Genomic DNA, 21,801 nt, shown 5'->3' on the forward strand with positions numbered 1-21,801 from the left:
CTGATCCGTCGCTCTACGTATCGCGTCACATCCTACTGACTGTGGTGAGTCCGTGACGCTGCGGCCGGAACCCCGGGCGCAGCGGCGGGCGCCCCAGGAATCCGCGACACCGCCATCACATCACCGGCACGGCCCCGGTGGGAGCGTTTCAGGGGTTCCGGCAGGGGCCTCTCACCCGATTCTCACCCTCTTAACCCTGCTTTTGACCAGGCGGGAAGAGCGCCGGGCCGCCCCCCGAGGGGACGGCCCGACGCCGGTGCCACAGGTCTCCCCGGCCGGTGACCGACGCCGCGACCGCCGTGGCCGGAGGTCCCGTGCGAACACGGCCCCGGTCCCGCGGGCGGGCTGCGCGTCCCGGTCGGAGGGGGCCCGCGGAGCACACCGGGCCCTACCTGTCGCGGACGCCCCCCGCGAGCTCCTCGGCGAAGGAGCGGACGGCGGTGAGGCCGGTCTCCAGGTCCGGGGCGTCCAGGATCCGCTGGCAGAACCCCGCGCCGACGATGACGCCGTCGGCGTAGGCGGCCACCTCGGCCGCCTGGGCGGCCGTGGAGATCCCCAGGCCCACACAGACCGGCAGGCCGGACTCGCGGGTCACCTCGCGGGTGCGCCGCACCAGCGTCGCGGCGGTGTCGGCGACCTGCGTGCGGGTGCCGGTCACGCCCATCAGCGAGGCCGCGTACACGAACCCGCTGCACGCCGCGGTGGTCATGGCGAGGCGGCGGTCGGTGGAGGAGGGCGCGACCAGGAAGATCCGGTCCAGGCCGGACGCCTCGGAGGCGGCCGTCCACGCCCCCGCCTCCTCGGGGATGAGGTCGGGGGTGATCACCCCGGCCCCGCCCGCCTTGGCGAGGTTCGCGGCGAAGCGCTCCACCCCGTAGCGCTCGATCGGGTTCCAGTACGACATGACCACGGCGGCGGCGCCCGTGGCGGCGGTGGCCTCCACGACGCGGAACACGTCCTCGGTGGTGGTTCCGGCCGCCAGGGCCCGGTCCGCGGCCCTCTGGATGGTGGGGCCGTCCATCATCGGGTCGGAGTAGGGCAGGCCGACCTCGATGACGTCGCAGCCCCCCTCCACCATGGCCTGGATCACCCGGACGGAGGAGTCCGGGTCCGGGAACCCCGCGGGGAGGTAGCCGATCAGGGCCGCCCGGCCCGCCTCGCGGGCCTCGGCCAGCTTGGTCTGCAGCGTCGTCGCGGTCATCACGCCTGTCCCTCCGTGTCGACGAGTCCGAAGTACGCGGCCGCGGTGTCGACGTCCTTGTCCCCGCGCCCGGAGAGGTTCACCAGGATGACGGCGTCCGGGCCGAGGCGCTCGCCGAGCTTGCGGGCGCCGGCCAGGGCGTGGGCGCTCTCGATCGCCGGGATGATGCCCTCGGTGCGGCACAGCAGGCGGAACGCCTCCATGGCCTCCGCGTCGGTGATCGGCTCGTAGCTCGCCCGGCCGGTGTCGGCGAGGTAGGCGTGCTCGGGGCCGACCGCCGGGTAGTCGAGCCCCGCCGAGATGGAGTGGCTGGGCAGGGTCTGGCCGAACTCGTCCTGGAGCACGAACGTGCGCGCCCCGTGGAAGACCCCGGGGCTGCCCGCGGTGATCGACGCGGCGGTGCGGGGGGTGTCCGCACCGTCCCCCCCGGCCTCGAAGCCGTACAGGGCGACGCTCTCGTCGGGGATGAACGCGGCGAAGACCGCCATGGCGTTGGAGCCGCCGCCCACGCAGGCGGCGACCGCGTCGGGGAGCCTGCCGACCCTCTCCAGGACCTGGGCGCGGGCCTCCTCCCCGACGACGAAGTGCAGGTCGCGCACCAGCTTGGGGAAGGGGTGGGGCCCGGCGACGGTGCCGAAGAGGTAGTGGGTGCGGTCCACGTTGGCGACCCAGTCGCGGAACGCCTCGTTGATGGCGTCCTTGAGGGTGCGGCTGCCGATGGTGACGGGGACGACCTCGGCGCCGAGCATGCGCATGCGGGCGACGTTGAGCGCCTGGCGCCGGGTGTCCTCCTCCCCCATGTAGATGACGCATTCCAGGCCCAGGAGGGCGCAGGCGGTGGCGGTGGCCACGCCGTGCTGTCCGGCTCCGGTCTCGGCGATGACGCGGGTCTTGCCCATGCGCCGGGTGAGCAGGGCCTGGCCGAGCACGTTGTTGATCTTGTGCGAGCCGGTGTGGTTGAGGTCCTCGCGCTTGAGGAGGACGCGGGCGCCGCCGCAGTGCTCGGAGAAGTTGCGGGCCTCGCTGAGGGCGCTGGGGCGGCCGGTGTAGTCCTTCAGCAGCGCGGCCAGTTCGGCCTGGTAGGCGGGGTCGTTCTTGGCCTTCTCCCACTCCGCCTCGACCTCGTCGAGGGCGGCGATGAGCGCCTCGGGGGCGAAGCGGCCCCCGAAGCGGCCGTAGTGCCCGCCGTGGTCGGGCAGTGGTCCAGCATGGCTCATTGGGACGTTCTCCTGGGAAGGGGCCGACGGCGGCTCTTCCCCCGGGCGTACGGCCGCGGGGGTCCGCGCGTCGACCGGCTGCGCGCCGCCTGGTTCCGGCGGCGCGTTCGGACCGGTGGGTCGACGCGGCGTCGGGAACCCGCGGCTCATGCCTGCGGGTTCCCTAGAGCCATCGCCATCGGAGGCCGGGGTGTGCCGTCACCGCGACCGTCCCTGGCGTCGTCTGTCCCATCGTGCTGTTCGTCCCCTAGTTCCGGTCACGCAGGGCGGGGTGTGCTCCCGCGGTCACCAGGTCGGCCACGGCCTCGCGCGGGTTCCGACCGCGGACGAGGCTCTCGCCGACGAGGACCGCTCCGGCGCCGGCGCCGGCGTAGGCCAGCAGGTCGTGCGGGCCGCGGACTCCGGACTCGGCGATCTTGACGACGTCGGAGGGGATGCCGGGGGCGATCCGGGAGAAGGTGTCCCGGTCGACCTCCAGGGTCTTGAGGTTGCGCGCGTTGACGCCGATGACGGTGGCGCCGGCGTCGACGGCCCGGGTCACCTCGTCCTCGTCGTGGACCTCGACCAGGGGCATGAGCCCCAGGGAGCGGGCGCGCTCGACCAGGGAGACCAGGGCCTCCTGTGGCAGCGCCGCGACGATGAGGAGGACGGCGGAGGCGCCGAAGACGCGGGCCTCCCACAGCTGGTAGGAGCTGACCACGAAGTCCTTGCGCAGGAGCGGGGTGTCGACGGCCTGGTGGACGGCCCGGAGGTCGTCGAGGCTGCCCTTGAAGCGGCGCTCCTCGGTGAGGACGCTGATGAGCGCGGCGCCCCCGGCCTCGTAGTCGCGTGCCAGGGCGGCGGGGTCGGTGATGGTCGCGAGCGGTCCCTTGGAGGGGCTCGCCCGCTTGACCTCGGCGATCACGTGGACGCCGGGACGGCGCAGGGCGGCTTCGGCGTCCTGCGGGGTGGGCGCCGACTCGGCCTGGGCCTTGAGGCGGTCCAGGGGCAGCGCCTCCTGCCGCTTCGCCAGGTCGGCGCGTACTCCGTCGAGGATCTCGTCGAGCACGCTCACCAGTTACCGCTCCCTCGTGCAGTGGTCTGTCACGGTGGTGGCTCCGGCGGGCGGGCCGCCCGCGCGGCGTGCCCGGACGCACCGCCGGCGCACCGTGTTGCTGGTCATCGTATCGACCTTCGGGGGCCGGGGGGCCGCCACCCCCCACCTGGTCCCCCGGGTTCTCCGGGGGAACGGGTGGGAAGGGGTGGCTGTGTCCGCTTGTGTCAGGGGGTGTCCGGCGGCGCGTGCCGCCGCGCCGGAATCAGATCTCGGAGATGAAGAGGCCGACCATCATCACGATCACGAAGAGGATGTAGAGGGCCGCCGGGACGAAGAGCACCACGCCGATGATGCCCATGACCTTGGCGATCTTGGACGAGGACTCGGCGCCCCGGTAGTCGCCGGACGTCCACTGGCTGTTGACCATGACGGCGAAGATCAGGCCGATGATGCCGATCACCGGGAAGCAGCTGATGATGCCCAGGATGTTCATGGCCAGGTGGTTCTTGGGCGGGTCGCCGGGAGGCGGGCCGCCGTGGCCCGGTACGCCTCCGTAGCCGGAGGGAGGGCCGTATCCGCCGGGTGTGCCGTAGCCCCCTGGAGGGCCGTATCCCCCGGGGGGACCGTGGCCGCCGGGGGGCAGGGCGTCGTAGCTCATGTCGGGTTCCGCTCTCGTGGGGGATGTCGGCGGGCCGGCTCGTCCCCGGCTCCACCTGTCGGGCACGGCCCTCACCGGCGTTCCGCCCGTCCGGGCCCGTGGCGCCGATGGGCGGCCGGGACGGCCGGTCTTCTTCCTTGCCGGGGGCGCCGCGCGTTCGTCGGCGCCCCTGCCCCGGAGACCGGGGACAGGGGCGCCGTGTCCCGAGCACCGCTCGTCGTGCCGCTCGCGGCGGCACGCGCTGCCGTGGGCCGGGATGCCTGCCTCAGTACGTGGCCGCGGCGCCGAAGGCGACGATGAACATCAGGAGGACGAAGAGCAGGTAGAGGACGACGCAGATGAATCCGACCAGGCCGATGATCCCCATGATCTTGGCGACCTGCGCGGAGGACTGGGCTCCCGCGTAGTCACCCGACTCCCACTTGCTGTTGACCTGGAGCGCGAAGATCAGGCCGATGATGCCGATCACGGTGCACCCGAAGATGCCCAGGATGTTGAACATCAGGTAGTTCTTGGGCGGTCCGCCCGCGGGCGGGCCTCCGTACCCCGGCGCGCCTCCGTAGCCCGCGGGCGGGCCGTAGCCACCGCTGGGCGGGCCGTAGCCGCCGGTGGGAGGTCCGTAGCTCATAGGGGTCCAACCTTCCAGGACGTGTGTGTGGTGCGTTGACTCGTACGGGGGGTCGTGGCGCTCATCCGCTCAGACGGCGGAAGTGCCCTTCTGGTTCTGGCTACCAGCCGGGGAACAGCGGTGTTCCCGGGGCGAGGAAGGAGAACCAGGGCAGGTTGCGCAGGATCCAGTGGGCGGTGATGACGATCAGGAGCAGCCACAGGAACCAGCCCGGGGTGAGCTTGGGCGGCTTCGTGGGCGGTCGGACCGCCCTGACCAGCCACAGCGTGTAGGTCACCGCGATGTAGGGGAGCAGAAGCACCAGCAGGGGGTTCATGCTGATGGCGCCGAGGAAGTCGCCGTGCGTGGCCAGGGCGATCGCGCGCATGCTGCCGCAGCCGGGGCAGAACGTGCCGGTGAGCAGCAGCCACGGGCACGTGGGGTAGTTGCCGGGCTCGTTGGGGTCCACGAAGTGCAGGAGCGTGGCCCCGGTCAGGCCGAGGACACCCAGGCCGACGGGCCACACGACCGGGGGCAGGGCCCTGAGCCGGTGTTCGACGCGCTGGGTCCACGAGGGCGCGGCAGGCGTCTCGGGCCCGGCGGTCTCGGGTGGTTCGCTTGGGTGCACGGGACCAGCCTACGGGTTCGGGGAGGACAGGGTTCTGCCCCCGTGGCCACAGGGCGCACGGGGGCAGACACGTGCTCGGTGCGGGTGCCGACTAGTAGTACGTGGGCGTTGACGCAACGAGGAGCACGGTGCTCACGATGTAGAAGCCGATGCTCAGCACGTAGGCGATGCTGCCGAGGATGAAGGCGAGCTTCGTGAACTTCTTCGCCTGGGCCTGGGCCTGCATCGCGCCGGCCTGGTCGCCGCGGTTCCACAGGTCGTTGACCTTGGTCGCGTTGATGATCGCCGGGATGGCGAGGGGCCAGCAGCAGAAGACTGCGACGATCGCCCAGGTGAGGCCGTTGTCGGGCGGGGTGCCGCCGGGGGCGCCGTAACCGCCTCCGGGAGGCCCGTAGCCGCCGCCGGGGGGCGGGCCGGGGTTGCCGGGGGGAGGGGGACCGTAGCTCATGGTCGTACAACTTTCAGAAAGAGGACAAGGGATTTCGCACGGTGTGGAGAACACACCGGCCCGACATGGGGCAGGATCGGGTCACCGGAACGCGTACGTCACGGGCAGAAACGAATGATGCCAGACAGAGGGGACATCAGCCGACAGGCGACGACACGTTTGGCAGGTCCGGTGTGGTGAATCTACCTGCCCCATGGGACCTTCGTCCATTTTCCGTTACTCACTCGTTGTGAGCTGCGGTTTCGCGGAGGGGGGTCAGTTCTTGCCCGCCGTGGCCGAGACCTTCTGGGCGGCTTCCCACGCCTCACGGGTCTGCGGGTAGGGGCGCGGCTCCTTGCGGCCGAGGCCGGCCTTCTTCATGACGCCGGCGATGACGGCCAGGACGACGCTGAGGCCGAGACCGATGAGGGTCCACGTCACCAGGTCGCCGCCGAGGATGATGGCGACGGCCGCCACGGTCCATGCCACGATCCAGGAGAGGGTGAGGAACCAGGCGGAAACGGTGTTGCCGTGGTCGTCGTGGTGTTCGTCGGCCATCAGTGGTTCTCCTTCGGTTCGGCTGGCCGTGCTGCCAGCGGTGCGGGTTCGGCGGCGTCCCCGGGACCGGCGGGGTCCTCGGACCGGCCGCCGTCGGGGGCGTCGAGTGTGGGATCGTCACCGGCATCCAGCGATTTCCACAGGTCGGCAGGTGTCTCGGCCCGGGTCGCGCGCGGTGCGGCGTCCCGATCGTACCGGGTGCCCATGCCCGGCCAGGCAGGGGCTCGTACCGCGGACAGGAGCCCGGTGAGGACCAGGAGGACGGCGCCTCCCGCGGCCATGGCGGGGCCGAGCGCGGCCAGGTGGGGCGCCGCCGCCACCTGGGCGGTGCCCGCGGCGTCGGTGGCGTTCTTCGCCACGGCCTCCATGAGGGCGTCGGGCCGTGTTGCTCCCCACACGGAGGTCAGGGCGAGGACGCCGCCCGCGGCGACGAGGGCGCCGACGAGCCGCCGGGCCCATCCGCGTGTGGCGTACAGGCCCGCGATGCCGGCCAGGCCGGCCCACCCGATGCCGCTGGGCGCGCCGGTCAGGTCGGCCCCGGTGAGTGCGACGGGGACCGGCGGGACCGGTCCGGGCGCCGTGAGCTGGCCGGTCGCCCACTGCTGTCCGGCGGCGGCGAGGAGGAGTCCGGCGCCGGCGGCCAGGCCGAGCATGGTGGCGCCGTACTCGCGCCGGACGCGGGGGGATGTCGTGGAGGAGCTCACAGCAGTTCCCCGGCGTCGAAGCACGTGCGGTCGCCCGTGTGGCAGGCGGCGCCCTCCTGGTCGACGCGGACCAGGAGCGTGTCGCCGTCGCAGTCCAGTGCGACCGACACCACACGCTGGGTGTGGCCCGACGTGGCTCCCTTGACCCAGTACTCGTTGCGGCTGCGCGACCAGTAGGTGGCGGCGCGGGTCGTGAGGGTGCGGTGCAGCGCCTCGTCGTCCATCCAGGCGAGCATGAGCACCTCCCCGGTGTCGTGCTGCTGGACGACGGCGGGGACGAGGCCGTCCGCGGTCCGCTTGAGTCGGGCGGCGATGGCCGGGTCGAGGCTGGTGACGCTCATGTCCTCCAGGTTATGGCCGACCGTCCAGCGGTCCGCACCGGGTCGTGCCCAGCGGGACCGGGCGCGGGGCGTCCCCTTGGGGGCGTTCGTCCGGGGCGGTTAGAGTTCGTGCGTCCTCCCGGTTCGGGTGCCGCGGGCCGTCCCCGGCGCCCGCCGCGCTCCCCCGCCCCTTCCGTCCGCCGTCTCCACCCTGGGAGTTCCGTGACCGCCGAGACCCTGTCCGCCGACCTGGCGGGCAAGCCCGCAGCGCTGACCTCGCTCGCCACCCGCTTCCCCCGGTGGGACCCCTACGCCGCGCTGCCCGCGCTCCTGGCCGACGAGCCCGCCGCCGTGCGGTTCGTGGGCCTGGGTTCGGCCCGTTACGCCTGCGAGGTGGCGGCGGCCCGGCTGCGGCGCGCGGGCATCGCGGCGAGCGCGGACCGCTCCTCGTCCGCGGAGCAGCCGCCCGCCGGCCCGGAGACGCTGGTGGTGGCGGTGTCCCTGGGCGGCGGCCAGAGGGAGCTGTACACGGTGCTGGACCGGTACGTCGCGCGGTCACCGGTGATCGTGCTGGCCCCGTCCGCGGACCTGGTGGTGGGGCACTACGCGGACCTGCTGGTGCCGCTGCACGCGGGCGAGGAGGAGAGCGGCCTGGCCTGCCGGGCCTACCAGCACGCGCTGGCGCTGCTCCTGCTGCTGGGCCACCGCCTGGGCGCCCCTGTGTCCGGGAGCAGCCAGAACTTCCCGGGGCTGCTGCGCCGGGCGGCCAACGCCGCGAAGTCGCTGCTGGCGAGTGCTCCGGAGTGGGTGCCCGAGGCGGCGCGGATCCTGGAGTCGCCGCACGGCGTGCACCTGGTGGCGCCGGACGAGCGGATGGCGTCGGCCTCGCAGGGCGTCCAGGCCCTGCGCAAGGGTCCGGTGCGGGCGGCGTACGCGTGCGAGACCGGCGAGTGGTCGCACACGGACCGCTACCTGGCGGCCGTGACGGACTACCGGGCGCTGCTGTTCGCGGGGTCGGCCTACGACGAGCGGTTCGCCGAGCACCTGGGGCACCTGCGCGGCACGTTCGTGGCCGTGGGCCCCACCCCCGGGCACGAGCGCGTGCCGGGGGCGGAGCTGACCGTCCGCTACCCGGGCGACTCCGACCCGGATGTGAGCCTGCTGGTGGAGCCGCTGGTGGCGGAGCTGCTGGCCGCCCACTGGTGGAGGGCGTCCCGCCGCTGACGGACGGTGGCGGGGTCAGGCCGAGGAGCTGACCCAGGAGGCGTACAGGTCGGCGTACACGCCGGGCCGCGCGACGAGTTCGTCGTGCGACCCGCTCTGGACGATGCGGCCGTCGTCGAAGACCAGTACCCGGTCGGCCGCCTCGGCGGTGGACAGGCGGTGTGCGATGGCCACGGAGGTGCGTCCCCGGGTGAGCCGGTCCAGGGCCCGCTGGATGCGGACCTCGGTGTGGGGGTCCACGGCCGACGTGGCCTCGTCGAGGACGAGCAGGTCGGGGTCGGCGACGTAGGCGCGCACGAGGGCGACGAGCTGCCGCTCCCCCGCCGACAGGGACTCTCCGCGCTGTCCGACCGGTGTGTCCAGGCCGTGCGCGAGGGAGTCGAGCCACTCGGAGAGGCCGAGTTCGGTGACGGCTGCCTCCAGCTCGGCGTCGGTGCTCTCGGGGCGGGCGAAGCGGATGTTGTCGCCCAGGGAGCTGTCGAAGAGGAAGCCCTCCTGCGGGACCATGACGACGCGGCTGCGCAGGGAGGAGAAGGCCACCTCGCGCAGGTCGACGCCGTCGAGGCGCACGGTGCCCCTGGCGGGGTCCATGAGCCTGGTGAGGAGTTTGACGAAGGTGGTCTTGCCCGAGCCCGTCTCCCCCACGACCGCGACCCGGGTGCCCGGGGTGATCTCGACGGCGACGTCGTCCAGGACGACGGGGCCGTCGGGGTAGGAGTAGGTGACGTCGTCGAAGGTGACCCGGACCGGGCCGCGGGGCAGGACCTTGCCGGCCTCCCCGGGGTCGGCGATGTCGGGTGCGGTGTCCAGGACGCCCAGGACCCTGCGCCATCCGGCGATGGCGTTCTGGGCCTCGTTGAAGATCTCGGTCGCCATCATCATGGGCTGGATGAACAGGGTCAGCAGGAACAGGAAGGCGATGAGCTGTCCGGCGGTCAGGTCGCCGCCCAGGCCGAGCCAGACGCCGACGAGGACCACGGCCGCGTTGCCGACCGCGGAGACGATCTCGGCGAAGGGTGAGACCGCCATGGCCAGCCGCTGGGCGCGGACCTGGGAGCGCCGGGTCCTGGTCACGGTGGAGTCGATCCGCTCCGCGGTGCGCTTCTCGGTGCCGTGGGCGCGGATGACGGCCGCGCCCATGACGGTCTCGCCGATGACGCCGAGCATGTCGCCGGTGTTCTCGCGGACCTTCATGTACGCCGAGGACAGGTGCTTCTGGAGCCAGCGGACGCCGAACAGCAGCGGCAGCACGCAGACCCACACCACGATGGTGAGCTGCCAGGAGTAGACCGCCATGAGGGCGGTGGCGACGAGGAGCTGGCCGGCGCTGACGAGCAGGAGCAGGCCGCCCCACTGCATGAAGGTGCTGATCTGGTCGACGTCGCTGGTGACCCGGGAGACCAGGGCGCCCTTGCGCTCGCTGTTCTGGGTGAGCACGGACAGGTCGTGGACGTGCCGGAACGCCTTGCGGCGCAGGGTGGCCAGGCCGGACTCGGTGGCCCGGTACAGGCGCAGGTTCATCAGGTAGGACGCGACCATGGTGACCACGAGGAGTCCGGCGCAGACGGCCACCATGCGGGTGACGAAGGCGAGATCGGGGCCTTCCGGTCCGGAGAGCCCGTTGTCGATGATCTGCTGGACGGCGACGGGGACGACGATCTTGCCGCCGGTGGCGACGACGGCGAACACCAGGGTGAGCCAGAGGCCCTGGGCGAACTCCGGGGAGAGACGCAGGCCTCGCCGGACCGTGCCCATGGCGGTGTCGGTGGAGCGGTGCAGGGAGAGGAGCGGGTCGGCGGCGTCGCCGGCCTCCCGCCCGGGGTCCGGTTCGGGCCGCTGGTCGGCGCGGGTCTGGGCGGGTGCGCTCATCGGCTCGTCTCCTCGGTGGCGTGGTCGCCGTGCGCGGTGGCGGGCGGGGCGGGTTCGAGTGGTCCGGGTTCCTCGGGGAGGGGTTCGCGTTCGGCCTCGCCCTCGGCGGAGGCCCGTTCGTACGCGGTGACCAGCCTGGTGTAGCCGGGTGAGGCGGTGAGGAGTTCGTCGTGGGTGCCGCGGGCCAGGACGCGGCCCCGTTCCATGTAGACGACCTCGTCGGCGAGTTCGATGGTGGCGCGCCGGTAGGCGACGACGACCACGGTGGCGGCGTCGTCGCGTGCGCGCAGCCCGGCGAGGATCTGGGCCTCGACCTGCGGGTCGACGGCGGAGGTGGCGTCGTCCATGATCAGCAGCCGGGGCCGCCGGACGACGGCGCGCGCCAGGGCGAGGCGCTGGCGCTGGCCGCCGGACAGGGTGGTGCCCTTCTCCCCGAGCGGGGCGTCGAGGCCGCCGTCGAGTTCGCCGATGAAGCCGTCGGCGCGGGCCAGGCGCAGGGCGGCCCACACCTGCTCGTCGTCGATGTCGGCGCCGAGGGTGATGTTGTCGCGGACCGTGTCCTCGAACACGAAGGTGCCCTGGGGCACGAGGGCGGCGTGCCCGGAGACCTGGCCGCGGGCGAGGTCGCGGACGTCGACGCCGTCGAGGCGGATGTGGCCCGTGTCGGGGTCGACGAGGCGCATGAGCAGGGTGGTGAGCGTGGACTTGCCCGAGCCGGTGGGGCCGACGAGGGCGACGGTGCGGCCGGGGGCGATGTCCAGGTCCACTCCGTTGAGGACGGTGGTGCGGGCGGTGGTTTCCCCGTCGTCCATCAGGTCGCGGCCGCCGCCGTCGGCGTCGTAGGAGTCGGCGTAGGAGAAGGTGACGCCGCGGGCGCTCAGGGCGATGCCGCGGGGGCTGTCCTCCAGGGTCCGGTCGCCGTGCTCCATGGTGCCGCCGGATCCGAGGACGGACTGGACGCGGTCCCAGCCGACGACGCTGCGGGGCAGGTCGCCGAGGATCCACCCGAAGGAGCGGATCGGCAGGGCCAGGAGGGTGAAGAGGAAGGCGATCTGGACGAGGTCGCCGGGGTCGATGGCGCCGGTGGAGAGCCGCCACATGCCGAGGAGCAGGACGGCGAGCACGCCGAAGTTGGGCAGCGCCTCCATGACCGGGTCGAACATGGAGCGCATGCGGCCGACCTGGATGAGGGCGTCGCGGAGGCTGTGCGCGGACCGGGTGAAGCGCTCGGTCTCGGTGTCCTCCCTGCCGAGGGTCTTGACGACGAGGGCGCCGTCGAAGGACTCGTGGGCGACGCCGCTGACCTCGGCGCGCAGGGCCTGGGCCCGGGAGGCCATGGGTGAGACGCGGCGCTGGAAGACGACGTTGGCGGCGGCCAGGACGGGGAAGACGACGAAGGCGACCAGGGCGAGCACGGGGTCGGTGACGAGCATGGCCACCGCGGCGATGACGAGCATGAACACGCTGCCGACGGCCATGGGCAGCGGGGCGAGCGGCTGCCAGGCGGCCTCGACGTCGGCGTTGGCGTTGGAGAGCAGCTGGCCGGTGGGGTGGCGGTGGTGCCAGGAGAGCGGGAGTTCGAGGTACTTGCGGGCGACGGCGCGGCGGTAGCGGGCCTGCATGCGGAACTGCATGAGGGCGGCGAGCATGCGGCGCATGGCGATGCCGACGGCCTTGCCCAGGCCGACCGCGAGGAGCAGTCCGGCGGCGGTGGCGAGCGCGGCCGCGGTGGTGCTGCCCCGGGCGAAGGCGGGGAGGATGGTGGTGTCGGTGAGGTGGCCGAGGACGGAGGCCGAGCCGACGGTGACGCCGGCGTGCAGCATGGCTCCGGCGACGGCGGCGAGGAAGATCCACGGTTCGGTGCGCGCGGCGACCCACAGGACGCGCATGCCCCGGCCGAAGATCCCGGCGCCGGCGGTGTCCGCGGCGCGGTCGCCGGTCCCGGCGCCGCCGACGGGCTCCTCCGGTGGCGCGGAGCCCTCCCCGGTCCCCGGATCCCTCGTGCTGGTGCCCTGCGCCATACGCCCCCCGTTCGTCTGCCTGCCGGTCCCGCCGGCACGGCCCGGCCCCTCACGCGCCGACGCCCTCCGGGCATGCCGAAGGGGACGTGGGTGCGTGTGTCGAGCCAACCTATCCAGCGGAACCGACAAGGTTCCACCGGATTGTTTCAGCGCGGTTCGCGCCGGGGCTATTCCGGCCGGGAGGGTCCGGCGGTCGCGGGAGCGCCCGGGGGCGGGGGACGGCGCCCGGGGCGGGCGGAGGGGTCCGCGTGCGGTGGCCGGCGCACGCCGGGTGGGGTGGTCGACGGGGCGCCCGGTCCACCGGGGTGGTCCGGGCGCCGTGGCGGTCGGAGCGGCCGTCCTCCGACCGCCGGGTACTACTGGGCCGCGACCTGGTAGGTGACCAGCGCGCGGAAGGTCAGGCGGCCGGTGATGCCGTCGACCCCGATGCCGAACTCGCGCTGCGCGGCGCGGACCGCCCGCTCGGTGGCGGGGCCGTACTGGCCGTCGACGGCGAGCCCGGAGGCGATCCCCTTCTCCTTGAGGAGGACCTGGATCGCCTCGACGACGAGTCCGCGGGTGCCCGGGCCGTACTCGCCGAAGGTGCGCTCGCGCAGCAGCAGCCAGGTCTCCTCGTCGAGCGCCCCGGTCTCGACGAGGTCGTTCGGGTTGTCCCGCTGGTAGCGCTTGACCGTGTTCTCGAGGCTGAGGTTGAAGAACCGCGAGGTGGTGCTGTCCGAGCGGTAGCCGTGGTGGGCGAGCAGCTTGCGTGCGGCCGCGATGTCGACCGACCGGTCGCCCCTCACGTAGTACGGCCACGCCTCGGCCTCGATCTGGGCGACGACCTGCTCGGAGGTGCGGTTGAGGTTGTCGGCGGAGGCCGCGGGAGCGGTGGCGACGACGGCGGTGGCGGCGACCGCGGAGGCGGCGATCAGGGAGACGAAACGCCTACCAAAACCACCAAAAAAGTGCGGAAACATGCGAAAAAAGGTCCTTCCCCCGTGGGTAATGGGCACTACGGGGATCATGCTCACACGAAGCATCGGCGTGTCGAGGCAACGCCACACGGAAACGACTACGTGTCGTCATACGGACGCGCAAGGTCCCCGGGACGTACTCGTCCCGGGGACCTTGCGCACTTCCACCCGCCGAAATCCCTCAGCGCACCGCGTGGCCCGCCTCGCGCAGGCTCCGCTTGACGTCGGCGACGGTGAACTCGCCGAAGTGGAAGACCGTCGCGGCCAGCACCGCGTCCGCGCCCGCCTCCACCGCCGGGACGAAGTGCTCGACCGCCCCCGCGCCGCCGGAGGCGATCAGGGGCACGTCCACCCGGGCCCGCGCCCCGCGGATCAGCTCCAGGTCGAAGCCGGCCCTGGTGCCGTCGGCGTCCATCGAGTTGAGCAGGATCTCCCCCGCGCCCAGCCCGGCGGCGCGCTCGCACCACTCCAGGGCGTCGATCCCGGTCCCGCGGCGGCCGCCGTGGGTGGTGACCTCGAACCCGCTGGGGGTCGGCCGGTCGCCCTCGCGCACCCGGCGCACGTCGGCGGAGAGCACCAGGACCTGGCGGCCGAAGCGCTCGGCGATCTCCTCGATGAGCTCGGGCCGGGCGATGGCGGCCGTGTTGACGCCCACCTTGTCCGCGCCCGCCCGCAGCAGGAGGTCGACGTCGTCGGCGGTGCGCACCCCGCCGCCCACGGTCAGCGGGATGAACACCTGGTCGGCGGTGCGGCGGACCACGTCGTAGGTGGTCTCCCGGTCGCCGCTGGAGGCGGTGACGTCGAGGAAGGTGAGCTCGTCCGCGCCGGCCGCGTCGTAGCCGTGGGCGAGCTCCACCGGGTCGCCCGCGTCGCGCAGGTTCTCGAAGTTGACGCCCTTGACCACCCGCCCGGCGTCCACGTCCAGACAGGGGATGACGCGCACGGCCAGGCTCACCGGACCACGTCCTCGGCGTCGCGCACCGCAGCCAGGGCGTCCTCCAGGGTGAACGCGCCCTCGTACAGCGCGGTGCCCATGATGGCGCCCTCCACCCCCAGCGGGACCAGGGTGGCGATGGCCTTCAGGTCGTCCAGGCTGGACACGCCGCCGCTGGCGACCACCGGCTTGTCGGTGCGCTCGCACACGGTGCGCAGCAGGTCCAGGTTGGGGCCCTTGAGGGTGCCGTCCTTGTTGACGTCGGTGACGACGTACCGGGCGCAGCCCTCCGACTCCAGCCGGTCCAGGGTCGCGAACAGGTCGCCGCCGTCCCGGGTCCAGCCGCGCGCGGCCAGGGTCGTGCCGCGCACGTCCAGGCCGATCGCGATCCGGTCGCCGTGCTCGGCGATGATCCTGGCGCACCACTCCGGGTTCTCCAGGGCCGCGGTGCCGATGTTGACCCGGCGGCACCCGGTGGACAGCGCGGCGGCCAGCGACTCGTCGTCGCGGATGCCGCCGGACATCTCCACCTTGACGTCCAGGCGTCCCACGATGTCGCGCAGCAGGTCGCGGTTGTGTCCGCGCCCGAACGCGGCGTCCAGGTCCACCAGGTGGATCCACTCGGCCCCGGCGTTCTGCCAGGCCGTGGCGGCCTCGAAGGGGTCGCCGTACTGGCCCCCCGAACCGGCCTTGCCCTGGACGAGCTGGACGGCCTGCCCGCCCGCCACGTCCACGGCGGGAAGCAGTTCGAGTGCGGGGGACGACGGGGTGTGCTCGCCGGTCATGAAACCTTCTCGTGCTCGGTGGGAAAACGTCGGTCAGAGGGTGGCGACCCAGTTGGCGAGCAGGCGGGCGCCCGCGTCGCCGGACTTCTCCGGGTGGAACTGGGTGGCGCACAGCGGCCCGTTCTCGACGGCGGCCACGAACGGCTCGCCGTGCTCGGCCCAGGTGACCCCGGGCTCGCGGATGCGCTCGTTGTGCGTGGAGAACTCCCACTCGCGCACCGCGTAGGAGTGCACGAAGTAGAAGCGCTCCTGCGGGCCGATCCCGGCGAAGAGCCGCGTGTCCGCGGGGGGCCGGACGGTGTTCCAGCCCATGTGCGGCACGATCGGCGCGCGCAGGCGGTCCACGGTCCCGGGCCACTCGCCGCAGCCCTCGGTCACCTGGTCCCCGGCCCTCGGGTCGGCGCGCTCCACGCCCCGGTCGAAGAGGACCTGCATCCCCACGCAGATGCCCAGGACGGGGCGGCCCCCGGCCACGCGCCGACCGATGATCCGGTCGCCGCCGGCCGCTCTGAGGCTGGACATGCAGGCGCTGAACGCGCCGACGCCCGGGACGACGAGGCCGTCCGCCTCCAGTGCGGCGTGCGGGTCGGAGGTGACGGTGACGTCGGCGCCGGTGCGCTCCATGGCGCGCTGCGCCGAGCTCAGGTTGCCGGAGCCGTAGTCGAAGACGACCACTCGTGACGGCATGGGAACTGCCCTTCCTCTACAGGTAGCCCAGTCGGAGAGCGCCGGAGGCGACGGCGAGCACGGTGCAGCCGGCCAGGGCCACGGCGATGAGCCTGTTGACCTTCCACATCGCGTAGGCGCCCCCGGCCAGGAAACCGCCCAGCACGACGAGGGCGATCCCCCACAGGTCGGTGTCCATCTACAGGGCGCCCTTGGTGGAGGGGATGCCGCTGACGCGCGGGTCCTTCTCCGTGGCGGAGCGCAGGGCGCGCGCCAGTGCCTTGAACTGGCACTCCACGATGTGGTGGGCGTTGCGCCCGTAGGGGACGCGCACGTGCAGGGCGACCCGCGCCTGGGCGACGAAGGACTCCAGGATGTGGCGGGTCATGGTGGTGTCGTAGTCGCGGCCGATGATCGGCGCCATGCCCTCGGGTTCGCTGTGGACCAGGTAGGGGCGGCCGGAGACGTCGACGGTCACCTCGGCCAGTGCCTCGTCGAGGGGCACCTTGGCGTCGGCGAAGCGGCGGATGCCGGCCTTGTCGCCGAGCGCCTCCCGGAAGGCCGCGCCCAGGGCCAGGGCGGTGTCCTCCATGGTGTGGTGCGAGTCGATGTGCAGGTCGCCCTCGGTGCGCACGGTCAGGTCGAACAGGCCGTGCTTGGCGAGCTGGTCGAGCATGTGGTCGAAGAAGCCGACGCCGGTGGAGACGTCGGCGACGCCGGTGCCGTCCAGGTCGATCTCGACCAGGACCTTGGTTTCCTTGGTTGCGCGTTCGACGCGCCCGATACGGCTCATGGTGACTCTCCCGGTGGTTCTGGCGGGTGCGGTGGGGCGGGGCCGGCGGGTCCCGGAGGCGCGGTCAGCGGCCGGTCGCGCGGAGGAGCGCTGCCCGGAAGGCGGCCATCTCCTCCGGGGTGCCGACGGTGACGCGCAGCCAGCCCGGCGGACCGACCTCGCGGATGAGGACCTGCTGGTCGAGCATCGCCTGCCACACCTCGGTGCGGTCCTCGAACTCACCGAACAGGACGAAGTTCGCGTCGGAGTCGGCCACGGCGAAGCCGTGCTCGCGCAGCCAGGCGACGGCGGCGTCGCGTTCGGCGCGCAGGTCGTCGACGGCGCCGAGGAGTTCGTCGGAGTGGTCGAGCGCGGTGAGCGCGACCGTCTGGGTGACGGCGGACAGGTGGTAGGGCAGGCGGACCAGCTGGAGTGCGTCGACCACGGCCGGGTGCGCGGCCAGGTAGCCGACGCGGGCACCGGCCAGGGCGAACGCCTTGGACATCGTGCGCGAGACGATCAGCCTGGGGTGGTCGGCCAGCAGGGTGAGCGCGCTGGGCGTGCCCGTGCGGCGGAACTCGGCGTAGGCCTCGTCCACGACCACGACCCCGGGGGCCGCTTCGGCGACGCGCGCGATGTCGGCGATGTCCAGGGCGGTGCCGGTGGGGTTGTTGGGCGAGGTGAGGAAGACCACGCTGGGCCGGTGCTCGGCGATCGCGGCCAGGGCCGTGTCGGTGTCGATCCGGAAGTCGGCGTCGCGCGGCACGGACACCCATCCCGTCCCGGTGCCCCGGGAGATGATCGGGTGCATCGAGTAGGACGGCTCGAAGCCCATGGCGGTCCGGCCCGGCCCTCCGAAGGCCTGGAGGATCTGCTGGAGGACCTCGTTGGACCCGTTGGCCGCCCACACGTGGGCGCCGGTCAGACCGTGGCCGAGGTAGGAGGCCAGGCCCTCGCGCAGGCGGACCGCGTCCCGGTCGGGGTAGCGGTTGAGGCCCAGCGCGGTGGCGGCGACGGCGTCGGCCAGGGCCCTGGCGAGGCGGGGCGAGGGCGCGTGCGGGTTCTCGTTGGTGTTGAGGACCACCGGCACGTCCAGTTGGGGCGCCCCGTAGGGCGAGCGCCCCCGCAGGTCGTCGCGGAGTGGCAGGTCGTTCAGTGTGAAGCTCACGGGTTCCACGCTCATGGTCGGTTGTGGGCGGGCGGGTGTGCGGGGCTCCCGCGGCCTGTGCGGCCGCGCGGTCCCCCGGCCCCCTCCCGCCGGGCGGTCGGCCGCAGGGCTCAGGCCGTCACCGGGTTCGTGCGCGCGGCGACGGCCTCGCCGTGCGCGGGCAGGTCCTCGGCGTCGGCCAGGGTGATGACGTGGTGGGCGACGTCGGCCAGCGCGTCGCGGTCGTAGTCCACGATGTGCACCCCGCGCAGGAAGGTCTGCACGCTCAGGCCGCCGGAGTGGCAGGCGCAGCCGCCGGTGGGCAGCACGTGGTTGGACCCGGCCGCGTAGTCGCCGAGGGAGACCGGTGAGAAGTCGCCGACGAAGACAGCCCCCGCGTTGCGCACGCGCGCGGCCCGCGCGGGGGCGTCCACGGTCATGATCTCCAGGTGCTCGGCGGCGTAGGCGTCCACGACCGCGAGCCCGTGTTCGAGGTCGTCCACCAGGACGATGCCGGACTGCGGACCGGACAGGGCCTCGCGGACGCGGCCGCTGTGCTTGGTGGCGGCGACGCGCCGCTCCAGGTGCCCGGTGACGGCGTCGGCGAGCGCCTCGTCCGGGGTGACCAGGACCGAGGCCGCGACGACGTCGTGCTCGGCCTGGCTGACGAGGTCGGCCGCGACGTAGTCGGCGTTGGCGGTGGAGTCCGCCAGGATCGCGATCTCGGTGGGGCCCGCCTCGGCGTCGATGCCGATGACGCCCTTGAGCAGGCGCTTGGCCGCAGCCACCCAGATGTTGCCCGGACCGGTGACCATGTCGGCGCGCCGGCACCCCTCGGCGCCGTAGGCGAACATGGCGATGGCCTGGGCGCCGCCGACCGCGTAGACCTCGTCCACGCCCAGCAGGGCGCACGCGGCGAGGATGGTCGGGTGCGGCAGCCCGCCGAAGTCGCTCTGCGGCGGTGAGGTGACCGCCAGGGAGCGCACCCCCGCCTCCTGGGCGGGGACGACGTTCATGATGACGCTGGAGGGGTAGACGGCCCGGCCGCCCGGCACGTAGAGGCCGACGCGGTCGACCGGGATCCACTTCTCGGTGACGGTGCCGCCCGGGACGACCTGGGTGGTGTGGTCGGAGCGGCGCTGGTCCCGGTGGACCTTGCGGACGCGGCGGATCGACTCCTCCAGCGCGGCGCGCACGGCCGGGTCGAGACCGGTCAGGGCCCCCTCGATCGCCTCGGCGGGCACGCGGATGTCGGTGAGCCGGACGCCGTCGAAGCGCTCGGTGAGCTCGATCAGCGCCTCGGTCCCCCGATGGCGCACGTCCTCGCAGATGGGACGTACGCGGTCGGCGGCGGCCGCCACGTCCAGTTCCGCGCGCGGAAGGGCTTCGCGCGGGTCGCCTTGGGTGCCTCGGAGGTCGATTCGACTGATCACGGGCCCAGTCTAGGGGGCCTCGCGCATTCGGTGGGCTGCGGCGTCCGGATGATGGACACCACACCTTCGCGACCGGCGGGTACGCGATCGCGGCGACCCGGGCCGACAACCACCGCAAATACCGCGAATAAGTGTCGCCTAACTTTGGGACACCTAACCTAATTTGACTTCAGAAAGGCTTGCCTAACAATGAGCGACACGTTTTGGCGCGTTTCGTAAAACTCTTATCGATGAGTTATCGTAGGGCCATGACTTCGAACAAAAGCAGCGATATCGGCCTTTCCAAGTTCCACCGCCTCCTGGTCGACCAGGTACGGCACGAGTTCACGGCCTCGCACCAGTACGTCGCCATCGCCGCCTGGTTCGACGACCAGGACCTGCCCCAGCTGGCGCGGGTCTTCTACGAGCAGTCCCTGGAGGAGAGGGACCACGCGATGATGATCGTGCGGTTCCTTCTCGACAGCGACATCCAGTTCGCGCTCCCCTCCGTGGACGAGATCGAGACCGATTTCTCCACCCCCCGCGACCTGGTCGCCCTGGCCCTTCGCCAGGAGCGCGAGGTGACCGACCAGTTCCAGAGACTGGCCAAGGTCGCCCGCGACGAGGACGACTACACGGGCGAGCAGTTCCTCCAGTGGTTCATCCAGGAGCAGACCGAGGAGGTCGCCAAGATGTCGACGCTCCTCAACGTGGTGGACCGCGCCCAGGGCAACCTGTTCGACGTGGAGACCTTCGTGGCCCGCGACATGCCCAGCGAGGACAACGGGAGCCAGGGCGCTCCCGGCACCGCGGGCCCCGCGGTCTCCTGACCGGCGCGGCCCTCCGGCCACGCGGCCGCCCGGTGGGCGGCCGCCTCCCGTGCGGCCCGGGGCCCGGACGCCCGTTCCCGAGGGGGGAGCCGGGAGCCGGCCCCGGGCCGTACGCGCGCCCGGACGCGTTCCGGTGTTCGGCCGAGGCCGAGCCGGGATTCCCCCGGGCCGTACGCGCGCCCGGACGCGCCGACCCGCGCGACGCCGTCGCCCCGCCGGGAGGGAGGCATACTGGGGGCATGCCCGTGGCACTGCCGATCTTCCCGTTGAACACCGTCCTGTTCCCCGGTATGACCGTTCCCCTGCACGTCTTCGAGCGGCGGTACCGGGCCCTGGTCTCGGAGCTGCTCGGCCCCGCCCTCGCCCAGAGCGAGGTGACCGGGCACGACCGGGGACCGCGCCGGTTCGGCGTGGTGTGGATCGAGCTGGGACACGAGGTGGCCGCCGAGTCGGGCCAGGGCGCGGGCGGGGCCGACACCGGGGTGCCGACGATCGGCGGTCCGGGGACCTCGCTCCCCAGGGTGGCCGCCACCGGCTGCACAGCCCTGCTGCGCAACGTGCGCACCTACGACGACGGGCGCTACGACCTGGTGGTCGAGGGGGGCGCCCGGTTCGCGGTCACCGACCTGGCCGAGGTGGACGCCTCCTCCCCCGAGGTGTACTCGACCGCCTCGGTGTCGTTCCTGCCCGAGCCCCTGGGTCCTGACGCCGACGAGCACGCCGAGCACGTACGGGACCTGTTCGGGACCTACTCCCAGCGGTTGGCGTCGATCGGGATGTCGCCGGACTCCGCGCCGGAACTGCCCAAGGACCCCATCGCCCTGTCGTACTCCGTGGCCGCGTCGGTCGTGCTGGACCAGTCCGAGAAGCAGCGGATGCTGGAGGCGGAGGACGCCGCGACACGGCTGGCGGTGGCGGCCAGGTTCCTGCGCCGGGAGAACCGCATCGTGGCGGCCCCCACCCTCCCCAACCTGCCCGCGGGCCCCTTCCTCAGCAACGGCGTCTCCTTCAACTGACCCGGGGCGGGGACGATCCGCACCCCGCCACCGGGGCCCGGCCCGCCCCTCCCCGCAGGTCCCCTCGTGGGGCGCGCGGGTCCGGGTCTAGCCTGCTGTACGGACAGGTGCGGCCGGCGCGGCCCGCCCGGGACCGGCCCGGACGCTTCGCGCGGACCGTCGACGCACATCCGCGCGCTCGCGCGCAGACAGGAACCAGGAATTCCGATGAGCGGAAAAGCCACACCCGCGACCGTGGCCGCCGGGCGGACCAAGACCACCTACACCCTGCACCCCTACGAGGTGGACGGCGGCTCGGAGGGGAGCTCCTACGGCGCCGACGCCGCCGACGCGCTCGGGGTGCCCCGCGAGCACGTCTTCAAGACTCTGATCGCCGAGGTGGACGGGGTGTTCACGGTGGGGGTCGTCCCGGTGAGCACCTCGCTCGACCTCAAGGCGCTCGCCGCCGCGGTCGGCGGCAAGAAGGCCGCCATGGCCGACCCCGACAGGGCCGAGAGGATCACCGGCTACGTCAGGGGCGGGATCAGCCCGCTGGGCCAGCGCAAGCGGCTGCGGACGGTGATCGACTCCTCGGTGACGGACCTGGCCTCCGTCTACGTCTCGGCGGGGAGGCGCGGCCTGCAGATGGAGCTGCGCCCGAACGACCTGATCGCGCTCACCGAGGCGGTCACCGCCCCGATCTGCGCCGGCTGACACCGGTCCGGCCACGGGCGGCGGCCGGCGCGGGGGCGGGGCGCGGCGACGCACCGCAGCGGACTGCCACGTTCCCTCCCCGCCGGGGCCGACGTCCGGGAAGGCCCGCGGAGGGGCTGT

Annotated in this window: 24 protein-coding genes; 4 read left to right on the forward strand and 20 right to left on the reverse strand. The window is 73.0% G+C overall.

Going from position 1 to position 21,801, the window contains the following annotated elements:
* Positions 1-388: 388 nt before the first annotated feature.
* The 10 genes from trpA to hisI all read right to left on the reverse strand — a co-directional run bounded on the left by trpA (position 389) and on the right by hisI (position 7,377).
* On the reverse strand, positions 389-1,201 hold the full coding sequence (gene trpA, locus OUQ99_RS22405; protein ID WP_267945764.1) for a tryptophan synthase subunit alpha: 813 nt from the start codon (positions 1,199-1,201) through the stop codon (positions 389-391).
* Positions 1,201-2,418, reverse strand: coding sequence for a tryptophan synthase subunit beta (trpB, locus tag OUQ99_RS22410; protein ID WP_267945765.1), 1,218 nt, complete (start codon positions 2,416-2,418; stop codon positions 1,201-1,203). The genes trpA and trpB overlap by 1 nt, the downstream gene beginning before the upstream one ends.
* A 247-nt stretch (positions 2,419-2,665) precedes the next feature.
* Positions 2,666-3,472, reverse strand: a complete 807-nt coding sequence (trpC, locus tag OUQ99_RS22415) for an indole-3-glycerol phosphate synthase TrpC (RefSeq protein ID WP_267945766.1) — start codon at positions 3,470-3,472, stop codon at positions 2,666-2,668.
* 244 nt (positions 3,473-3,716) lie between these two features.
* Positions 3,717-4,112, reverse strand: a complete 396-nt coding sequence (locus OUQ99_RS22420) for a CD225/dispanin family protein (RefSeq protein WP_267945767.1) — start codon at positions 4,110-4,112, stop codon at positions 3,717-3,719.
* 265 nt (positions 4,113-4,377) lie between these two features.
* Complete coding sequence (locus OUQ99_RS22425; protein ID WP_267945768.1) at positions 4,378-4,740, reverse strand: CD225/dispanin family protein; 363 nt, start codon at positions 4,738-4,740, stop codon at positions 4,378-4,380.
* Positions 4,741-4,840: 100 nt separating this feature from the next.
* Positions 4,841-5,347, reverse strand: coding sequence for a DUF2752 domain-containing protein (locus OUQ99_RS22430; protein WP_267945769.1), 507 nt, complete (start codon positions 5,345-5,347; stop codon positions 4,841-4,843).
* A 91-nt stretch (positions 5,348-5,438) separates the two neighbouring features.
* Entirely contained in the window at positions 5,439-5,795 is a 357-nt protein-coding gene (locus OUQ99_RS22435; RefSeq protein ID WP_267945770.1) for a CD225/dispanin family protein, read from the reverse strand.
* A 255-nt stretch (positions 5,796-6,050) separates the two neighbouring features.
* Positions 6,051-6,332 (reverse strand): HGxxPAAW family protein, encoded by a 282-nt coding sequence (locus OUQ99_RS22440; RefSeq protein WP_267945771.1) that lies wholly within the window; start codon positions 6,330-6,332, stop codon positions 6,051-6,053.
* Positions 6,332-7,036, reverse strand: coding sequence for a Trp biosynthesis-associated membrane protein (locus tag OUQ99_RS22445; protein WP_267945772.1), 705 nt, complete (start codon positions 7,034-7,036; stop codon positions 6,332-6,334). Before OUQ99_RS22445 ends, OUQ99_RS22440 begins: the two co-directional genes overlap by 1 nt.
* Positions 7,033-7,377, reverse strand: a complete 345-nt coding sequence (hisI, locus tag OUQ99_RS22450; protein WP_267945773.1) for a phosphoribosyl-AMP cyclohydrolase — start codon at positions 7,375-7,377, stop codon at positions 7,033-7,035. Before hisI ends, OUQ99_RS22445 begins: the two co-directional genes overlap by 4 nt.
* Positions 7,378-7,578: 201 nt before the next feature.
* Here hisI and OUQ99_RS22455 point away from each other — a divergent pair, with 201 nt between their 5' ends.
* A complete protein-coding gene (locus tag OUQ99_RS22455) occupies positions 7,579-8,580 on the forward strand; it encodes a sugar isomerase (RefSeq protein ID WP_267945774.1) in 1,002 nt (333 codons plus the stop codon).
* Between the two features lie 15 nt (positions 8,581-8,595).
* On the opposite strand, the gene OUQ99_RS22460 is transcribed toward OUQ99_RS22455, so the two are convergent.
* The 10 genes from OUQ99_RS22460 to hisD all read right to left on the reverse strand — a co-directional run bounded on the left by OUQ99_RS22460 (position 8,596) and on the right by hisD (position 19,163).
* Positions 8,596-10,449 carry an ABC transporter ATP-binding protein gene (locus OUQ99_RS22460; protein WP_267945775.1) on the reverse strand — a complete coding sequence of 618 codons (1,854 nt, stop codon included), beginning with the start codon at positions 10,447-10,449 and terminating at the stop codon, positions 8,596-8,598.
* Positions 10,446-12,470, reverse strand: a complete 2,025-nt coding sequence (locus OUQ99_RS22465) for an ABC transporter ATP-binding protein (protein ID WP_267945776.1) — start codon at positions 12,468-12,470, stop codon at positions 10,446-10,448. The genes OUQ99_RS22460 and OUQ99_RS22465 overlap by 4 nt, the downstream gene beginning before the upstream one ends.
* 356 nt (positions 12,471-12,826) lie before the next feature.
* The gene (locus OUQ99_RS22470; RefSeq protein ID WP_267945777.1) at positions 12,827-13,429 is read right to left on the reverse strand and encodes a peptidoglycan-binding domain-containing protein; all 603 of its coding nucleotides are present in this window, start codon (positions 13,427-13,429) and stop codon (positions 12,827-12,829) included.
* 178 nt (positions 13,430-13,607) lie between these two features.
* Complete coding sequence (gene hisF, locus OUQ99_RS22475; RefSeq protein ID WP_267945778.1) at positions 13,608-14,381, reverse strand: imidazole glycerol phosphate synthase subunit HisF; 774 nt, start codon at positions 14,379-14,381, stop codon at positions 13,608-13,610.
* Complete coding sequence (gene priA / locus OUQ99_RS22480; protein ID WP_267945779.1) at positions 14,378-15,145, reverse strand: bifunctional 1-(5-phosphoribosyl)-5-((5-phosphoribosylamino)methylideneamino)imidazole-4-carboxamide isomerase/phosphoribosylanthranilate isomerase PriA; 768 nt, start codon at positions 15,143-15,145, stop codon at positions 14,378-14,380. Before priA ends, hisF begins: the two co-directional genes overlap by 4 nt.
* Before the next feature lie 33 nt (positions 15,146-15,178).
* Positions 15,179-15,832, reverse strand: a complete 654-nt coding sequence (hisH, locus tag OUQ99_RS22485; protein WP_267945780.1) for an imidazole glycerol phosphate synthase subunit HisH — start codon at positions 15,830-15,832, stop codon at positions 15,179-15,181.
* A 16-nt stretch (positions 15,833-15,848) separates the two neighbouring features.
* Positions 15,849-16,010, reverse strand: a complete 162-nt coding sequence (locus OUQ99_RS22490) for a hypothetical protein (RefSeq protein WP_267945781.1) — start codon at positions 16,008-16,010, stop codon at positions 15,849-15,851.
* Complete coding sequence (gene hisB / locus OUQ99_RS22495) at positions 16,011-16,604, reverse strand: imidazoleglycerol-phosphate dehydratase HisB (protein ID WP_267945782.1); 594 nt, start codon at positions 16,602-16,604, stop codon at positions 16,011-16,013.
* A 64-nt stretch (positions 16,605-16,668) separates the two neighbouring features.
* Positions 16,669-17,766 carry a histidinol-phosphate transaminase gene (locus tag OUQ99_RS22500; protein ID WP_267945783.1) on the reverse strand — a complete coding sequence of 366 codons (1,098 nt, stop codon included), beginning with the start codon at positions 17,764-17,766 and terminating at the stop codon, positions 16,669-16,671.
* Between the two features lie 95 nt (positions 17,767-17,861).
* Positions 17,862-19,163: a histidinol dehydrogenase gene (gene hisD, locus OUQ99_RS22505; protein ID WP_267945784.1), complete on the reverse strand. Its 1,302-nt coding sequence runs from the start codon at positions 19,161-19,163 to the stop codon at positions 17,862-17,864.
* 248 nt (positions 19,164-19,411) lie between these two features.
* Here hisD and OUQ99_RS22510 point away from each other — a divergent pair, with 248 nt between their 5' ends.
* The 3 genes from OUQ99_RS22510 (at position 19,412) to ybaK (ending at position 21,681) form a co-directional block, all read left to right on the forward strand.
* Positions 19,412-19,972 (forward strand): ferritin, encoded by a 561-nt coding sequence (locus OUQ99_RS22510; protein WP_267945785.1) that lies wholly within the window; start codon positions 19,412-19,414, stop codon positions 19,970-19,972.
* A gap of 239 nt (positions 19,973-20,211) precedes the next feature.
* The gene (locus OUQ99_RS22515) at positions 20,212-20,988 is read left to right on the forward strand and encodes an LON peptidase substrate-binding domain-containing protein (protein ID WP_267945786.1); all 777 of its coding nucleotides are present in this window, start codon (positions 20,212-20,214) and stop codon (positions 20,986-20,988) included.
* A 207-nt stretch (positions 20,989-21,195) separates the two neighbouring features.
* A complete protein-coding gene (gene ybaK / locus OUQ99_RS22520) occupies positions 21,196-21,681 on the forward strand; it encodes a Cys-tRNA(Pro) deacylase (RefSeq protein ID WP_267945787.1) in 486 nt (161 codons plus the stop codon).
* Positions 21,682-21,801: the final 120 nt, after the last annotated feature.

The organism is Streptomonospora nanhaiensis (assembly GCF_026642255.1).
Classification (GTDB): domain Bacteria; phylum Actinomycetota; class Actinomycetes; order Streptosporangiales; family Streptosporangiaceae; genus Nocardiopsis; species Nocardiopsis tropica.